At 66.9% G+C, this 14,763-nt stretch carries 12 protein-coding genes and 3 tRNA genes; 13 read left to right on the plus strand and 2 right to left on the minus strand.

Annotation, left to right across the window (positions count from 1 at the left end):
• Positions 1 to 66 precede the first annotated feature (66 nt).
• The 5 genes from D5687_RS00380 to D5687_RS00400 all read left to right on the plus strand — a co-directional run bounded on the left by D5687_RS00380 (position 67) and on the right by D5687_RS00400 (position 3,340).
• Positions 67 to 648, plus strand: a complete 582-nt coding sequence (locus D5687_RS00380; protein ID WP_125197778.1) for an RNA pyrophosphohydrolase — start codon at positions 67 to 69, stop codon at positions 646 to 648.
• Positions 638 to 2,929 (plus strand): phosphoenolpyruvate--protein phosphotransferase, encoded by a 2,292-nt coding sequence (gene ptsP, locus D5687_RS00385; protein WP_125197779.1) that lies wholly within the window; start codon positions 638 to 640, stop codon positions 2,927 to 2,929. Before D5687_RS00380 ends, ptsP begins: the two co-directional genes overlap by 11 nt.
• 126 nt (positions 2,930 to 3,055) lie before the next feature.
• Positions 3,056 to 3,132, plus strand: a tRNA-Pro gene (locus D5687_RS00390).
• A gap of 18 nt (positions 3,133 to 3,150) precedes the next feature.
• Positions 3,151 to 3,227, plus strand: a tRNA-Arg gene (locus tag D5687_RS00395).
• A gap of 37 nt (positions 3,228 to 3,264) precedes the next feature.
• Positions 3,265 to 3,340 (plus strand) — tRNA-His (locus tag D5687_RS00400).
• 104 nt (positions 3,341 to 3,444) lie between these two features.
• On the opposite strand, the gene D5687_RS00405 is transcribed toward D5687_RS00400, so the two are convergent.
• Complete coding sequence (locus tag D5687_RS00405) at positions 3,445 to 3,792, minus strand: EscU/YscU/HrcU family type III secretion system export apparatus switch protein (protein ID WP_125197780.1); 348 nt, start codon at positions 3,790 to 3,792, stop codon at positions 3,445 to 3,447.
• A complete protein-coding gene (locus tag D5687_RS00410; protein WP_125197781.1) occupies positions 3,789 to 5,297 on the minus strand; it encodes a flagellar hook-length control protein FliK in 1,509 nt (502 codons plus the stop codon). Before D5687_RS00410 ends, D5687_RS00405 begins: the two co-directional genes overlap by 4 nt.
• Before the next feature lie 299 nt (positions 5,298 to 5,596).
• Here D5687_RS00410 and D5687_RS00415 point away from each other — a divergent pair, with 299 nt between their 5' ends.
• The 8 genes from D5687_RS00415 to D5687_RS00450 all read left to right on the plus strand — a co-directional run bounded on the left by D5687_RS00415 (position 5,597) and on the right by D5687_RS00450 (position 14,735).
• On the plus strand, positions 5,597 to 7,024 hold the full coding sequence (locus tag D5687_RS00415) for a sigma-54-dependent Fis family transcriptional regulator (RefSeq protein ID WP_192894135.1): 1,428 nt from the start codon (positions 5,597 to 5,599) through the stop codon (positions 7,022 to 7,024).
• A gap of 89 nt (positions 7,025 to 7,113) precedes the next feature.
• The gene (fliE, locus tag D5687_RS00420) at positions 7,114 to 7,467 is read left to right on the plus strand and encodes a flagellar hook-basal body complex protein FliE (protein WP_125197782.1); all 354 of its coding nucleotides are present in this window, start codon (positions 7,114 to 7,116) and stop codon (positions 7,465 to 7,467) included.
• A gap of 50 nt (positions 7,468 to 7,517) precedes the next feature.
• A complete protein-coding gene (fliF, locus tag D5687_RS00425; RefSeq protein ID WP_125197783.1) occupies positions 7,518 to 9,302 on the plus strand; it encodes a flagellar basal-body MS-ring/collar protein FliF in 1,785 nt (594 codons plus the stop codon).
• Positions 9,303 to 9,308: 6 nt separating this feature from the next.
• Positions 9,309 to 10,349: a flagellar motor switch protein FliG gene (gene fliG / locus D5687_RS00430; protein ID WP_125197784.1), complete on the plus strand. Its 1,041-nt coding sequence runs from the start codon at positions 9,309 to 9,311 to the stop codon at positions 10,347 to 10,349.
• Entirely contained in the window at positions 10,336 to 11,208 is an 873-nt protein-coding gene (locus D5687_RS00435; protein ID WP_125197785.1) for a FliH/SctL family protein, read from the plus strand. Before fliG ends, D5687_RS00435 begins: the two co-directional genes overlap by 14 nt.
• A complete protein-coding gene (gene fliI, locus D5687_RS00440) occupies positions 11,201 to 12,565 on the plus strand; it encodes a flagellar protein export ATPase FliI (RefSeq protein ID WP_192894136.1) in 1,365 nt (454 codons plus the stop codon). Before D5687_RS00435 ends, fliI begins: the two co-directional genes overlap by 8 nt.
• A 14-nt stretch (positions 12,566 to 12,579) precedes the next feature.
• Positions 12,580 to 13,047, plus strand: coding sequence for a flagellar export protein FliJ (locus tag D5687_RS00445; RefSeq protein ID WP_125197786.1), 468 nt, complete (start codon positions 12,580 to 12,582; stop codon positions 13,045 to 13,047).
• Entirely contained in the window at positions 13,044 to 14,735 is a 1,692-nt protein-coding gene (locus D5687_RS00450; RefSeq protein ID WP_125197787.1) for a flagellar hook-length control protein FliK, read from the plus strand. Before D5687_RS00445 ends, D5687_RS00450 begins: the two co-directional genes overlap by 4 nt.
• The last annotated feature ends 28 nt before the right edge of the window (positions 14,736 to 14,763 follow it).

A 14,763-nucleotide genomic window follows, 5' to 3' on the forward strand; every position in this document is an offset into this window, starting at 1 on the left:
TGGTTTACCCCTGCGGGGCGCGACGTCCCGCCATTTCAGGCGACTGACTTTTGCAAGAGTGGAATCGTGATTGACCGTAGCGGCTTTCGACCCAATGTCGGCATCATCGTGTGCAACCAGCGAGGCGAGGTCTTCTGGGGCAAACGGGTCGGCCATCGTTCCTGGCAGTTTCCCCAGGGCGGCATCAATGTCGAGGAGCGGCCCCTGGAGGCCATGTACCGTGAGCTCCACGAGGAGGTCGGTCTGTTGCCCGAGCATGTCTCGGTCATGGCCTGGACTCGTGGTTGGTTGCGCTACCGACTGCCGCGCAACATGGTGCGTCGTCACGTCCACCCCGTCTGCATCGGTCAGAAGCAGAAGTGGTTTCTCCTGCGCCTGCGCACGGACGAGAGCGCCTTCGACCTCAACGCCACCCACAAGCCGGAATTCGACGGCTGGGAATGGCGCCCGTTCTGGTCGATCCTGCCTGAAGTGATCTACTTTAAGCGCACCGTCTATTTCCAGGCGCTGCACCAGTTCGCGCCCTTCATCCAGGGCGTGCCCGCCGAATGCCCGGACGACTGCCTGCCCGAGCAACTCGAGCGCCGCGGCGGTGGACCGGACTCATCGGCCGATCTGGCCACAGCGGGAAATCGCGATGCTCGATGAACTGCGCCAGATCGTTACCGAGGTTTCCAAGTCCGCCGACCTGCGGGCCGCGCTCGACCTGATCGCCCGTCGGGTACAGTCGGCGCTCGACGTCTCGGTCTGCTCGGTCTACGTGCTGGGTGGCGACGAGGCCGAGGCAGTCGAGCCCAGCCTCGTGTTGCAGGCCACCGAAGGGTTGAACAAGTCGATGGTGGGGCAGGTCTCGCTCGCCCTCGACGAGGGTCTGGTCGGGCTGGTCGCGCGCCGAGCCGAGGTGATCAACCTCGAGGATGCCTCGCTCCATCCGGCCTTCAAGTTCGTCACCGATATCGGCGAGGAGCCCTATCACGGGTTCTTGGGGGTGCCGATCATCCACCGGGGTGATGTGCTGGGCGTGCTGGTCGTGCAGGCCCGCGAGCGGCGCCGGTTTTCCGATGACCAGGAATCCTTCGTCGTCACCCTGGCCACCCAGCTGGCCTCTGCCATTCGTCACGCCCGGGCCAGCGGTGAGCTGATGCGCACCGGCAACGAGCCGGGCGGCTTTGATTCGGCCTTCTCGGCGCGCGGGTTGCCGGGATCGCCCGGCGTGGTGTTCGGCACCGCGGTGGTAGTGGCCGATGGGCAGTCGCTGGAGATGGTCGAGGATCGCGATGTCGAGGACATCGACCACGAGCTGGGCGTGCTCGACAGCGCGATCGAGGCCGTCCGCCAGGAATTCGAGCAGCTCAAGATCGACTTTGCGCGGGCGTCGGGCAGCGAGGAGGAGAACCTGCTGTTCGATGCCTACATCCGCATGCTGTCGGGTGGTTCGCTGGTCGAGGCGATCGAGCAACATATCCGCGCCGGGCAGTGGGCGGGGGCGGCGTTGCGCGATGCGATCGCCGAGCACGCCGCGGTGTTCGAGCAGATGAGCGATGCCTACCTGCGCGAGCGTGCCCAGGACATCCGCGATCTGGGCAACCGGGTGCTGCAGAAGCTGCATGCCGAGAGTGCCGGTCCGACCGACTGGCCCGACCAGATCGTGCTGGTCGGCAACGACTTGTCCGCCTCGCATCTGGCCGAGGTGCCCACCGAACGCTTAGTGGGCATCGTCTCGTCGACCGGCTCGGGCTCCTCGCACCTCGCGATTCTGGCGCGTGCGCTGGGCGTGCCCGCGGCGATGGGCGTCTCCGACCTGCCGATCTCGCGTCTGCGCAACAAGGAAGTGGTGGTCGACGGTTACCGCGGCCTGGTTGTCGTGCGCCCACGTGGCTCGCTGCGCGAGGAAATGCGACGGCTGGCCCGCGAGGAGGCCGAGCTGACCGAAGAGCTCGCCGCCCTGCGCGACGAGCCGGCGCTGACCAGTGATGGCGTGCGCGTGGCCATGCACGTCAATATCGGCCTGCTCTCGGACATGGCGCCCTCGCTGACCGTCGGCGCCGAGGGCATTGGCCTGTACCGCACCGAGGTGCCGTTCCAGATCCGCAAGCAGTTCCCTGGCGAGGAAGAGCAGGCGCATATCTACCGCGAGGCGCTCGAGACGTTTGCCGGCAAGCCGGTGGTGTTGCGTACGCTCGACGTGGGTGGCGACAAGCCGCTGTCGTATTTCCCCATCCGCGAGGACAACCCCTTTCTCGGCTGGCGGGGCATCCGGCTGGTGCTGGACCACCCGGAGATCTTCCTCACCCAGATCCGAGCGATGCTCAAGGCCTCGGCGGGGCTCAACAACCTGCATATCCTCCTGCCGATGATCTCGGCGGTCGAGGAGCTCGACCAGTCGCTGGCCTATATCGCGCAGGCATACGATGAGGTATCCGAGGAGATCGGCGAGATCCAGCGGCCAAAGATCGGCGTGATGATCGAGGTGCCTTCGGCGGTCTACCAGGCCGATGCGCTGGCCAGTCGCTGCGACTTTCTCTCCATCGGCACCAACGATCTGACCCAGTACCTGCTGGCGATCGACCGCAACAACGAGCGCGTCGCCTCGCGTTACGACGCCCTGCACCCGGCGGTGCTCGCCGCGATTCGCGATGTCTGTGCCGCGGGTGCGCGACAGAAGTGCGAGGTCGCCGTCTGCGGCGAGCTATCCGGTGATCCGCTCGGTGCCGTGCTGCTGCTGGGGCTGGGGATTCACTCGCTGTCGATGAGTGCCGGCTCGCTGCCGCGCATCAAGTGGGTAATTCGAAGCTTCTCGCACGCCGACGCCCAGGCGCTGCTCGAGCAGGCCATGCGTTGCGAACGCCCGGCCGAGATCCGTACCCTGCTCAACCAGGCGCTGGACGATCGTGGGCTGGGCGGCTTGATTCGCGCGGGTCGCTATTGACCGTCGACCGAGGCTGCCCGGGGCGATTGACTTGGCCCCGGTCGATGCCTATCATGGCGCACCTTCGTCACCGGCACGGGTCGAACCGCTCCGGCGGACGAGGCGCGTTTGCGCGATGACGGCGAACGGAGTGTAGCGCAGTCTGGTAGCGCACCTGGTTTGGGACCAGGTGGTCGGGGGTTCGAATCCCTCCACTCCGACCAGTGAATTAGCCGAAACTTGCGCCTGTAGCTCAACCGGATAGAGCATCGGCCTTCTAAGCCGAGGGTTGCGGGTTCGAGTCCTGCCGGGCGCGCCATAAGCGCACCTGCACGAACGGCAACTGCCTTTCGATGGTGACTGTAGCTCAGTTGGTAGAGCCCCGGATTGTGATTCCGGTGGTCGTGGGTTCGAATCCCATCAGTCACCCCACCATAGCCTTGAAAAAGCCCGCCTCGCATGGCGGGCTTTTTCGTGCGTAACCGATTTTCAACGCCGGTGGTGACGCCCCTTGATCCCGGCGATCCGGATCAGGATCAACCGTCGTTCTCCTCTCCCCGTTCCCGGGCCCGTCGCAGCACCTCCTCGTGGCGGTCGTTGACGTAGAGCGCATAGCTCAGCACCTCGGCCACGGCGCGGAACAGTGCCTCGGGGATGTGTTCGCCCAGATCGATCTCGGCCAGCGCACGGGCGAGCATCGGGTCTTCAACGGCCGGCACGCCGGACTCCCGGGCCACCTCGATGATGCGTCGGGCCAGCTCGTCCTGCCCGGTCGCCACCACTTGCGGCACGTCGGTGCCGTCGTAGGACAGCGCAATCGCCCGCCGCGGGCCGGATGACGGGCGATGGTGCTTGTCTGCATTGCCCTGGTCCGGGTCGTTCATGCCTGCTCGCTCAGAAAGCCCCGCGGGGCGGAATCACCGGCGGCCGTCGCCGTGTCGGGCTCCAGTCGGGCCTGCGCGCTGGCCGGTGGCGGGCCGGGGTATGCGCCCAGGCGTCCGGGCGTGAAGCCGGCGTCGGCCAGCGCGCGGGCCAGTGTCGGGCGCGTGGTTTCCAGCACGGGTACCGTCTCCGGTTGGTCGGCAAACAGGTCGACATCGATCTGCTCGCCCTGCATGACCACCGCGGCATGCAGGGGGCCGAGTTGCGGCCACTCCATCGCCAGGTCGATGCGCCAGCGTCCCCCGCCCATGTGCGCCTCGCCCGAGTGATCTTCTTCCCGAATCGACAACCGCAGCGTGTGTGCCTCGTTGGCGAGCTGCAGCGGGATCTCCAGCAACCAGGTGGGCTGGTTGGGGCCGGTCTGGGTGCCGGCCGCCGCGCCGGCCGCGCCCTGGGAGAGGGCGGTGGCCAGCTGGCTGCGCTCGACCTGCTCGCCAAGCCGCTGCATGAATTCGAGAGTGGCCTGTCGGGCGGCGGGGTCACGCGGTGCCAGATCCGGTTGGCTGCGCAGGCTGCGGGCAGCTTGCTGGAGCAGGGTGCCCAGCGGGGTTTCCATGAATCCCTGACCCTGACCGGCGGGTGCCGGCATCGGCCCGCCCACCCCAGCCAGCGGGTTGGGTTGTTTGGCGGGATTGGTGGGCGTGGCCAGCCAGCCGGAGACCAGCCCCTGGATGAGCCGCGGTTCGCGCAGCGCCGAGAGCAGTGGCAGCAGCCCATTGAGCCCCGGCGGGATGGTCTGCGCTGGTGCCGTTGTCGTGGCTTGCCCAGGGGGCGGGGCGTTCGCCCCTGTGGTCGGCTGGCTCCCGGTCGTGCTCGTCTGAGCGAGTGCGGCGCGCATCAGCGATTCGGTGGGCCCGGCCGCGATGCTCGATCGAGTTGCCTGAAAGACCGACGCCGGGATCGACGCGGCGGTGGGCCCGCTGGCGCCGCTGGCCTGCCGGGGCATTGCCTGATTCGGCGGGGTGCCTGGTCGCAGTGTGTTCGGTGCATTCCCCGTTGACGAGCCGCTCGGCGCTTGGGTCGGGCTGCCGGGAGGGGTGGCTGGTGCGGTGCCTGTGCCGGGAGTGGTCGGTGACATCCCCAAGTTCGGGCTGACGTTTGGGGTGGTTGCGATGCCCGCGCCGCTGGTTGGCAGGCGGGCGAGCGCCTGCAGCAGATTGCGGGTCAGCTGCGCCTGATCGAGCTGGCGCGGGTCAGGGGGAGGTCCGAGCGGCCGCAGGTGAACCTGTTCGCCGAGTCGAGTGACCACCAGGTCGATCGCCTGACCGGCCTTCAACGGGTGTTGCGTGGTGACCTGCAGCTGCCCGCCGGCCACGGACAGCATGGCGCGCTCTCCGGGGCGGGCATCCGACAGCGAAATGGCCGCCAGGCGTTGCCCCGTCTCCAGGCGGAGGACCGGCCCCGCGGTGGTCGTCTGACCGGGCTGTTCGACCTTGAGAATCTTCATGCAGGCTCCGGTCGGTGGCGGTTGCCGGCTGGGTGGGCCGAGGCTCCTGTCGATGGTAGGACGAGCCGGTGTCGCTCACAAGCTACAGGGGGAGCTCACGGAATTTCTTTGAGAGTGACAATGTTTTGACATGCCACTGGGGGCAGGATAATTTTTTTGGGAACTTTCTCGCTCGTCGATTGTCATGGCCGCTCCGCTAGGGGGCATGCATGGGACGAGCGCGACAGTTTGCTCGGAAAAACAAACAAAAAACAACAAGAATCGGCGGCGATTGACCGCCGAGTACCCAGGAGAAGAGCATGCCGCGGCCGCAACCCCTTTGCTGGATTGACAGCAAGGCGCCCGAGGCGTCGTTGCTGAACGAGCAATTGACGCTGCTCGGTTTCGACACCCGCATCGGCCCCAAGCCGTCCGGGCCCGATGAGCCGATGTGCCGAGTAACGTTCGCCGCCGATGGTGCGGTGGGGGCGACCGATTCGATCACCCAGCCCCCGTGGGTGGTGATGGGTGAGCTTGGCGGCGTCCCACCGGTGCCGCCGGCGGCCCAACTGCCCTGGCCGGTGTCGCTGGACACGTTGCAGGCGGTGCTCGCACCGATGAAAAGCCGTTGGCACGGCGAGCGACTGCGTCATGAGAATCGTGGCCTGATCGGCAGCAGCCCGGCACTCGAGGGCGTGCGCCGCGAGGTGGCCCAGGTGGCCCCGACGGATGCCACCGTGCTGATCCTGGGCGAGACCGGCACGGGCAAGGAAGTGGTCGCCCGGATGATCCACATGCTCTCCGAGCGCGCCGACAAGCCCTTCGTGCCGGTCAACTGCGGGGCCATCCCCGGTGAGTTGCTCGAATCGGAGTTGTTCGGTCACGAAAAGGGGGCCTTCACCGGCGCGATCAGCCAGCGCAAGGGGCGTTTCGAACTGGCCCAGGGCGGCACCATCTTTCTCGACGAGATCGGCGACATGCCGTTCTCCATGCAGGTCAAGATCCTGCGTGTGCTCCAGGAGCGCAAGTTCGAGCGCGTCGGTGGCAGCGCCTCGTTTGATGCCGACGTGCGTATCGTCGCCGCGACTCACCGCGATCTGCTCTCGATGGTCGACGAGGGAAAGTTCCGCCAGGATCTCTACTACCGCCTCAATGTCTTCCCCATCCAGACGCAGCCGCTGCGCGCACTGCGCGACGACCTGCCGGAGATCGCCTCGGCACTGGTCGAGCGGTTGCACCGCGATGGCCGCCCGGCCCCCACGCTGACCGACGCCGTGATCTCCGTGCTCAAAGGGCACGACTGGCCCGGCAATGTGCGCGAGCTGGCCAACGTGCTCGAACGGATCGGCATCCTCGCGGCCGACCGCCCGGCGCGGGTCGCCGATCTCCCCCCGCACCTGCAGCACCTTGCTCCGTCGGAGCCCGTACCCGACGCCCCCTCGGGCGAACCGACCGCCGCTCGCGCGGCTGCGCCAGCCGAACGACTTGACCCGGACCCGCGCAGCATCTGGTCGCTGACCGAGAACATCGGTCCGCGGCTGCCCTTGACTCAGGAGGAGGTCGAAGACTGTGACCTGACGCTGCCGAACGACGGCATCTCCCTGAAGGGCCAACTCGAAGCCATCGAGCGTGCCTGGATTGGAGCGGCGCTCGCTCAGGCCGACGCGGTGGTTGCGCGTGCCGCCCGGCTGCTGGGGATCCGTCGCACCACGCTCGTCGAGAAGATGCGCAAGTACCAGATCGGTTGAGCCGCGACCGGTCGATCCCTTCACCCTTTTGGCACACCTCGTGCAAGTGACTGCGCAAGTCAATCCGCGACAGTCAACGAGGTGGGTCCATGAGCGGCAACGACATGTCAGTCGATCAGATCCTTTCCCAGATGCAGCAGCTGCGTAACGCAGCCACCCAGCGCCCGGCGGGCCCGGAGGCGATCAATCCGGCCGCGCAGGGCGTCAACGAAGTCGAGCGCACCAACTTCGCCGATGCCCTGACCCAGGCGGTCGGGCAGGTCAACGAGGCACAACAGACCACCGGTGACCTCAAGAACCGCCTGCAGGCGGGTGACGATCAGGTGACGCTCACCGAGGTCATGCTCGCCTCGCAACGATCTTCCGTGGCCTTCGAGGCGACCCTGCAGGTGCGCAATCGACTGGTTCAGGCCTACGAGAAGGTCATGAACATGCCGTTGTAATGCCTCGTTCTATCCCGTCACCCGTATTTTCCTGATTCGGACAAAACGTCATGGCCCAAGGTTCTGCTATCACCACCACCCCGACCGGCAGCGGCGAAAGCCCGCGCTGGATCCGGCAGATGGATGCGTTCACGCAGTCGTCAAGTTTCCGTCAGCTGTTGCTGCTGATCGCGCTGGCGGCGGTGATCTCGTTCATGGTCGGCTTCTTTCTATGGGGCAGCGGCAAGTCGATGGTGCCTTTGTATCAGTCGCTGGATACCCAGTCTTCCGCCGAGGTGGTCGATGCACTCAAGGCCGCGGGCGAGCCCTACGAGTTGGCCAACGACGGCACGGTGATGGTGGGTGCCGACCGACTGCCCGAGATTCGGATGCTGATGGCGCAGCAGGGCCTGCCGGGTGGTGATGGTACCGGGCTGGAGATGCTCAACCAGGACCAGTCGCTGGGTACCAGCCAGTTCATCGAACAGGCGCGCTACCGGCGTGCAATCGAAACCGAACTGGCCCGGTCGATCCAGACGATCGGCGCCGTCCGTGCCGCCCGCGTGCATATCGCCCAGCCCGAGAAATCGGTGTTCGTGCGCGATCGCAAGACGCCGACCGCCTCGGTCGTGGTCGACATCAAGGGGGGCAGCAGCCTCGGTCGTGGTCAGGTCAACGGCATCGTCCACCTGGTTGCTTCCAGCATCAACGACCTGTCCCCCGAGAACGTCAGTTTGGTCGACCAGGGGGGCAACCTGCTGACCAACCAGGGCGACGATGCCGCGGGCATGGGGCTGACCAGCCGCCAGTTCCAGTACCGTCAGAATCTTGAACAGGCCTACGCGCGGCGGATCGAGTCGCTGCTCGCGCCAATCGTCGGCTCGGATCGCGTCCGCGCCCAGGTGTCGGCGGATATCGACTTTTCCCGCCGCGAGGGCACCAGCCAGACCTATGGGCCCGGCGAGGGCATCCTGCTCAGCGAGCAGGTCAACGAGACCATCCGTTCGCTGGGTGGCGGCGAGGGCGTCGTGGGGGTGCCTGGCGCGATTGCTAATCAGCCGCCGGGCGGCGGCGAGGTCAACCCGGATGGTGGTGAGGGTGGCCTGGCTCCGCCGCAGGACCTGACGGTCGAGGAATTCCAGACGCTGGTCCAGACCCCGATCGACAGCGATCGCAACGAGACGCGCAACTACAACGTCGATCGCAATATCGAGCACACCCAGTTCGCCAGCGGACAGATCGAAAAACTCAGCGTCGCCGTCCTGCTCGACGAGAACGCGACCGGCGGCGGTGCCGCGGCCGATGCCGAGGATGAGGCGGCCGCCGAGGCTGCCGCCCAGGCCCGCACCGAACGCCTGGAACAGATGCGCGCATTGGTGGCCCAGTCCGTCGGCATCGACGAGGCTCGCGGCGATCAGGTCACCCTGAGCACCTTCGCGTTCGTCGACCAGGACATCGAGCCGGTGACCACGCCGGTCTGGGAGCAGGGCTGGTTCTGGGCCACGTTGAAGAACGCCGGCATTGGCCTGGCGATGCTGCTGGTGTTCCTGCTGGTTGCCCGTCCGCTGCTGAAGATGCTCGCCGAGAGTCGCCGTGAGCGCGCGGCCACCTCGACCGAGCTCAGCGATCAGTCGGGGCAGCAGGGGCCGCAGTACACTATGCCGACGCAATACCCGGACGAGCGCCGCGCGCGGGCCGAGGAAGAGGAATACGACGAGGATGACCTCTCCAACGTGCCCGAGCTGATCGGCAATGCCAGCTATACCGACAAGCTGCGCCAGCTGCGCAAGAGCGTCAACCACGATCCCAAGGCGGTCGCTGCGGTCATCAAGCAGTGGACCCACGAGGAGAACTGATTTCCCATGGCCCAGTCACCCGACACGAATTTCCCGCAGGAAAGCCCGCTCGTCGGCCTCAAGGGGCCGGAGAAGGCGGCCATTCTGATGATGGCGCTGGGGGAGGAGTCCGCGGCACACATCTTCGGTCAACTCGACCCGCGCGAGGTGCAGAAGATCGGTCAGGCCATGGCGGTCCTGAAGAACGTCACCCGCCCGCAGATCCAGGCGGCGCTCGACGAATTCTCCGACGACCTGGAAAACCAGACCGGCCTCGCCCTGGGTTCGAACGACTACATCCGCAACGTGCTGAACCGCGCGTTGGGCGAGGACAAGGCCGCGGGTCTGCTCGAGCGGATCTCGTCGCAGGGTAATCGCCGCAACCTCGAGTTTCTCAAGTGGATGGACGCGCGTTCGATCGCCGAGATCATCCGCTACGAGCACCCGCAGATCATCGCGATCGTGCTTTCGCACCTGGAAAGCGACCAGGCTGCGGAGATCCTGCAGATGCTGCCGGAGAACACCCGCACCGACATCGTCCTGCGGATCGCGCACCTCGAGGGGGTATCCCCCCAGGCCCTCGAGGAGCTCGACGACATCATGGAGCGTCAGGCATCCGGCACCCAGGGTGGCAAGTCCTCCAAGGTCGGCGGCGTGAAGATCGCCGCCGGCATCATGAACTTCCTCGAATCCAACGTGGAAGAGGAGCTGATGGGGCGTGTCAAGGAGACCGACGAGGAACTGGGTACCCAGATCGAGGACCTGATGTTCGTCTTCGCCAACCTGGTCGATGTCGAGGACCGCAGTCTGCAGGTGCTGCTGCGAGAGGTGCCGGCCGACAAGCTCCTGCTGGCGATGAAGGGCGCGGATTCCGAGCTCAAGGAAAAGATCTTCGGCAACATGTCGCGTCGTGCCGCCGAGATGATGCGCGACGACCTCGAAACCCTCGGCCCGACGCGCCTGGCCGACGTGGAGGCCGCGCAGAAGGAAGTCCTGCAGGTCGCACGTCAGCTCTCCGAGGAAGGCAAGATAGCGCTGGGCGGTGGTGGTGGCGATGAGTTCATCTGACGAGTCGCCGACCCTCACCCGCCCGCTGGATAGCTCTGACTGGTCGGAGCTCGTGGGCGCCTGGGAACTGCCGGACTTCAGCGCCGCGCCGGTCGACGAGGCCCCTGAAGAACTCGATCCGGCCACGGCCGAGGAGCTTGCCGAGTTGCGCGCCGAGGCGGAGAAGCGCGGTTACGAGGCGGGCCTGCAGAAGGGCCGTGATGCCGGTTATCAGGATGGCATGGCCGCGGCCCGCGAGGAGATCGATAGCGTCGAGAATCGCCTGCGCGGCTGGCTGTCGCATCTCGAACGCCCGCTGGCCCTGCTCGACGACGAGGTCACCGAGCAGCTCACGGCCCTGGCGACCCAGATCGCGCGCGTCATGGTTGCCCGCGAGGTGTTGGCGGACAATAGCGGATTGCCATCGATCGCCCGGGAGGCCCTCTCGGCCCTGCCGGTATCCGTGCGGGCGGTGACCCTGCGTTGCGCGCCCGATGACCACGCGGCGCTGCGCGAGCTGATCGAGGACCCGCGCTTCGAGACGCTCGACCTGCGGCCCGATCCGACAGTCAGTGCTGGTGGCGTGATCGTCGAATCGGGCGATGCCCGGGTCGATGCCAGTCTGGCCAATCGCTGGGCGGCCACGCTCGATCACATGATCGGCCGGGTCTACCCCGGCCCGGATCAGGCGGTCCCCGAAACCAACGCGACACCGTCGGGGACAGGTCAGTCTGACGAGCCCGCCGAGGTGGCGGAGCAATCTATCGAAGCCGAGGAGTCAGCCCGGACGGGTCCCGCCCCGGAAGCCGATCAGGTTTCTGACACCGAGACGGCGTCCAAAGCCGATGATGCGCAGTCGGAGGAGCGCCGCGATGACTGATCCGGGATTGCGTGACCCCAGCGCCGATGTCTCGCTGAACTGGGCGCGGCGCCTGATGGGCACGACCGCACGGGTCGATGCCCCGGCGGCGGCCTCCGAGGGACGCATCGTGCGGGTGGTTGGCTTGGCGCTGGAAGCGCGTGGGCTGTCGGCGCTGATCGGCGATCAATGCGAGGTGACCGACCCGCAAGGGCGGACCTTCGAGGCAGAGGTGGTCGGGTTTGCCGAGGAGGCGACCTATCTGATGCCGCTGGAGACCACCCAGGGTGTGGGCCCGGGCTGCCGGGTGAAAAACCTTGGTACGGCCAGCCGCGTGCCGATGGGCGAGCAACTGCTCGGCCGGGTGCTCGATGCCCGGGGTCGTCCGATCGATGATGGCGAGCGCCTGACCGGCGATGCCTCGGTCAATCTGCACGGTCGACCGATCAACCCCCTCAAGCGTCGCGAGATAACCGAACCGCTGGACGTCGGCGTACGCGCGATCAACGCCCTGATGACCGTTGGCCGGGGCCAGCGCATGGGCATCTTTGCCGGCTCGGGCGTCGGTAAGAGCGTGCTGCTCGGGATGATGACCCGCTACACCCGCGCGCAGATCATCGTGGTCGGGCTGGTCGGCGAACGGGGCCGTGAGGTGGCCGAATTCGTCAGCGAGATCCTGGATGACGAGGCGCGAGCGCGCGCGGTCGTGGTGGCAGCGCCGGCCGACAGCTCTGCGCTGATGCGCCTGCACGGGGCGAACCTGGCCAGCTCGATCGCCGAGCATTTTCGCGATCAGGGCTTCGACGTACTGCTGCTGATGGATTCGCTGACCCGTTACGCCCAGGCCCAGCGCGAGATCGGGCTGGCGATCGGCGAGCCGCCGGCGACCAAGGGCTATCCGCCGTCGGTGTTCGCGCACCTGCCCAGGCTGGTCGAGCGGGCCGGTAACAGCGAAAGCCGCCAGGGTAGCCTGACCGCCTTCTACACCGTGCTGGTCGAGGGGGACGATCTCACCGATCCGGTGGCCGATGCCGCGCGGGCGATCCTCGACGGGCACATCGTGCTCTCGCGCGAGATCGCCGAGCGCGGCCGGTTCCCGGCGATCGACGTCGAGGCCTCGATCTCCCGGCTGATGCCCAAGCTGGTCGACCCCGATCATCTATCCTTGATGAGGCGATTCAAGGAGTTGGCAGCTACCTATCGCGAGAATCGCGACCTGATTGCCGTGGGCGCCTATCGCCGTGGGCAGGACGCGCGGCTGGACCGGGTGATCGACATCCAGCCCGACCTCGAGGCGTTCCTGTCGCAGCCCATGAACGAGCCGGCGGACATGGCTTCCAGCATCGATGCGCTGGTCGACCTGCTGCATTCCGATTGATGGGGTAGCCGAGCATGAGTGACGCACAACGACTCAAGTCCCTGGGCAACGCCGGCCGAGTGATGGAGCATCAGGCCGACCTGGCCAGCCGCCGCCGTCGCGAGGCGCAGCGTGAACTGGACGCGCAGCGCCAGCGTCTTGCCGATCTCGAAGGCTATTTCACCGAATACACCAACAATCTGGGATTCGCGGCCGAGGGCCGCAACCGGGCCTTTGCGCTGCAGAACTACCGTCAGTTCATGGCCCGGATCGAAGAGACCATCGAGCACCAGCGCAAGGTGGTCCGCGATCTCGAGGAACAATTGAGCAAGCGGGCGAACGACTCGCGTGAGGCGCATGCACGCAATGAATCGGTTGATCGTCTGAGTCAGCGCTACCGTGACTCGATCCGGCGGCGTGCCGATCGGGCCGAGCAACAGGTGATGGATCAGCACGGCGCGGCCAAGGCCGCGCGCGGGGGCGGAACAGGGGGAATGCAATGAGTCAGATCGGTGAAGGCAAGACGACGATCGAGTCGCTAGGTCGCCTGCTGGGCAGTGCCGACGGCAAGGCCGGGCGGCTGGCCGCAGGCCTTGGCGGCGGTGGGCGCGAGGAGTTCGCGCGCCTGATGGCCTCCGCGCAGGGGCGTCTCAAGACGGACGGTGAGGGCGGTTTGTCGCGCGGCGCGGCCGCCTCGTCGGAGAGTCTGGCGATGGCCGGGCAAGGTGTCGGCGGGGATGGGGGCGACTTCGAGCAGGCGCTCGCGGGGTTGGCCGATCAACTGGCCCAGTTGCGCGAGGCGCTTGCCGGCCGGTCGCAGGGCGCGGCCCAGTCGGGTGAGAAGGCCACCACGGAGATCGGTCGCGAGGTTCAGTCGGCACTGGATGAACTGGCCGGGCTGCTCGACGGTCGTGGCGCCCGCCTGAACGGCGCGTCGGGAGACGGCGGTGCGCAGGGCCGTTGGGATGGCTCCGCCGATGCTTCGGGCAATGGTCTGGGCAGGTCGTCGGGCGCCGATTGGCGTGGTGGTGACGGGGCCGTCGCTAGCTTGGCCGGTGGTTCGTCTAACCCTGCCGGTGGGGTGGCGGATGACCTGATGGCCGGGCTGGGCGATCAGATGAAGGAGCTGACCGATGCCCTTGGCCGTTTGCGCCAATCGATCGGTGATGCCGCGTCACCGTCGCCGGAGGCATTGCAAGGTCTGGCGGACCGCCTGGCCGCGCTGCGTGACGGTCTGGCCGATGCGCAGTCCGAGGGTGGTGCCATGGCGCCGGGTCTCCTCGGCCAGTTGCAGGCACTCGAGCAAGCCGTGCGCCGTGCCGAGTCGGCCGCTAGCGGAGAGGCACGAGTCGCCCAGGGTCTGGCGGCGTCTCGTGGCGAGGGTCAGTCATCCTGGGAGGGTTTCTGGCGCTTTGCCGAGAATGGCCGCCGACCGAACGAGTCGGCCCGGTTGGTCGGTGGTGCTGCAAGTGAGGTGAAGCGAGATGCCGATTGGACCGGTGGGCCGGTGAGTGCCGCCCTGGGTCTGACCGGGCGCGAGCCATCCCAGGCTGAGCGTGAGCGGGTACCGCTGACCCATTGGTCGTCGCTGAACGGGTTGGAGGGGCGCCAGGCGCGTTCCGAGGCGGATCTCGCGTCCGGTGCCGCCCAAACCGCGTCGACGGGCCTGGGTGCCAGCCCGGCGTCGATGTCGTCCGGCGGCAGCCCGGCGGGGGGCATATTCACGGGTCAGGCGGCAGTCGGTACGCCCAATCCGCAGATGCCCGCCCAACTGGGCCAGCAGATCCAGTGGATGGTCGGCAAGGGCGTCTCCAAGGCCAGCATCGAGTTGAGGCCCGCGGATCTGGGTCCGCTGAAGATTGCCATCGAGACCCAGGGCGATGAGACCCGTATCGCACTGACGGCAACCAATGCCACCGCCCAAGGCTTGCTCGAGCAGCAGTTGCCGCGGTTGAAAGAGTGGTTGCAGGAAGCGGGGCTGGCCAATAGCGAAGTCGAGGTTGGGCTCGGCCAGGAAAGCGATTTCGGTCAACAGCTGGCCGATGCCGACGATGATGGTCAGGGCGGCGCGGGTGGTGAGTCCGATGACGGCGCTCAGAGTGGCCAGACGGCCATGGCCAGCGCCGACGGCACGGATGACTTGGATGAGGAATCGATCCAGGGGCGCCTGGTCCTCGATCTCTTTGCCTGATCGTGCCGTCCTCAGAGTGGCTGACGTC

The organism is Guyparkeria sp. SCN-R1, from assembly GCF_003932495.1.
Taxonomy (GTDB): Bacteria; Pseudomonadota; Gammaproteobacteria; order Halothiobacillales; family Halothiobacillaceae; genus Guyparkeria.

What these genes read in the sequence shown, in the direction of transcription:
- ptsP (WP_125197779.1), top strand. Translation starts at nt 638, where the DNA reads ATGCTCGATGAACTGCGCCAGATCGTTACCGAGGTTTCCAAGTCCGCC.
- D5687_RS00405 (WP_125197780.1), bottom strand. Translation starts at nt 3,792, where the DNA reads ATGAACGACCCGGACCAGGGCAATGCAGACAAGCACCATCGCCCGTCA.
- D5687_RS00410 (WP_125197781.1), bottom strand. Translation starts at nt 5,297, where the DNA reads ATGAAGATTCTCAAGGTCGAACAGCCCGGTCAGACGACCACCGCGGGG.
- D5687_RS00415 (WP_192894135.1), top strand. Translation starts at nt 5,597, where the DNA reads ATGCCGCGGCCGCAACCCCTTTGCTGGATTGACAGCAAGGCGCCCGAG.
- fliE (WP_125197782.1), top strand. Translation starts at nt 7,114, where the DNA reads ATGAGCGGCAACGACATGTCAGTCGATCAGATCCTTTCCCAGATGCAG.
- fliF (WP_125197783.1), top strand. Translation starts at nt 7,518, where the DNA reads ATGGCCCAAGGTTCTGCTATCACCACCACCCCGACCGGCAGCGGCGAA.
- fliG (WP_125197784.1), top strand. Translation starts at nt 9,309, where the DNA reads ATGGCCCAGTCACCCGACACGAATTTCCCGCAGGAAAGCCCGCTCGTC.
- D5687_RS00435 (WP_125197785.1), top strand. Translation starts at nt 10,336, where the DNA reads ATGAGTTCATCTGACGAGTCGCCGACCCTCACCCGCCCGCTGGATAGC.
- fliI (WP_192894136.1), top strand. Translation starts at nt 11,201, where the DNA reads ATGACTGATCCGGGATTGCGTGACCCCAGCGCCGATGTCTCGCTGAAC.
- D5687_RS00445 (WP_125197786.1), top strand. Translation starts at nt 12,580, where the DNA reads ATGAGTGACGCACAACGACTCAAGTCCCTGGGCAACGCCGGCCGAGTG.
- D5687_RS00450 (WP_125197787.1), top strand. Translation starts at nt 13,044, where the DNA reads ATGAGTCAGATCGGTGAAGGCAAGACGACGATCGAGTCGCTAGGTCGC.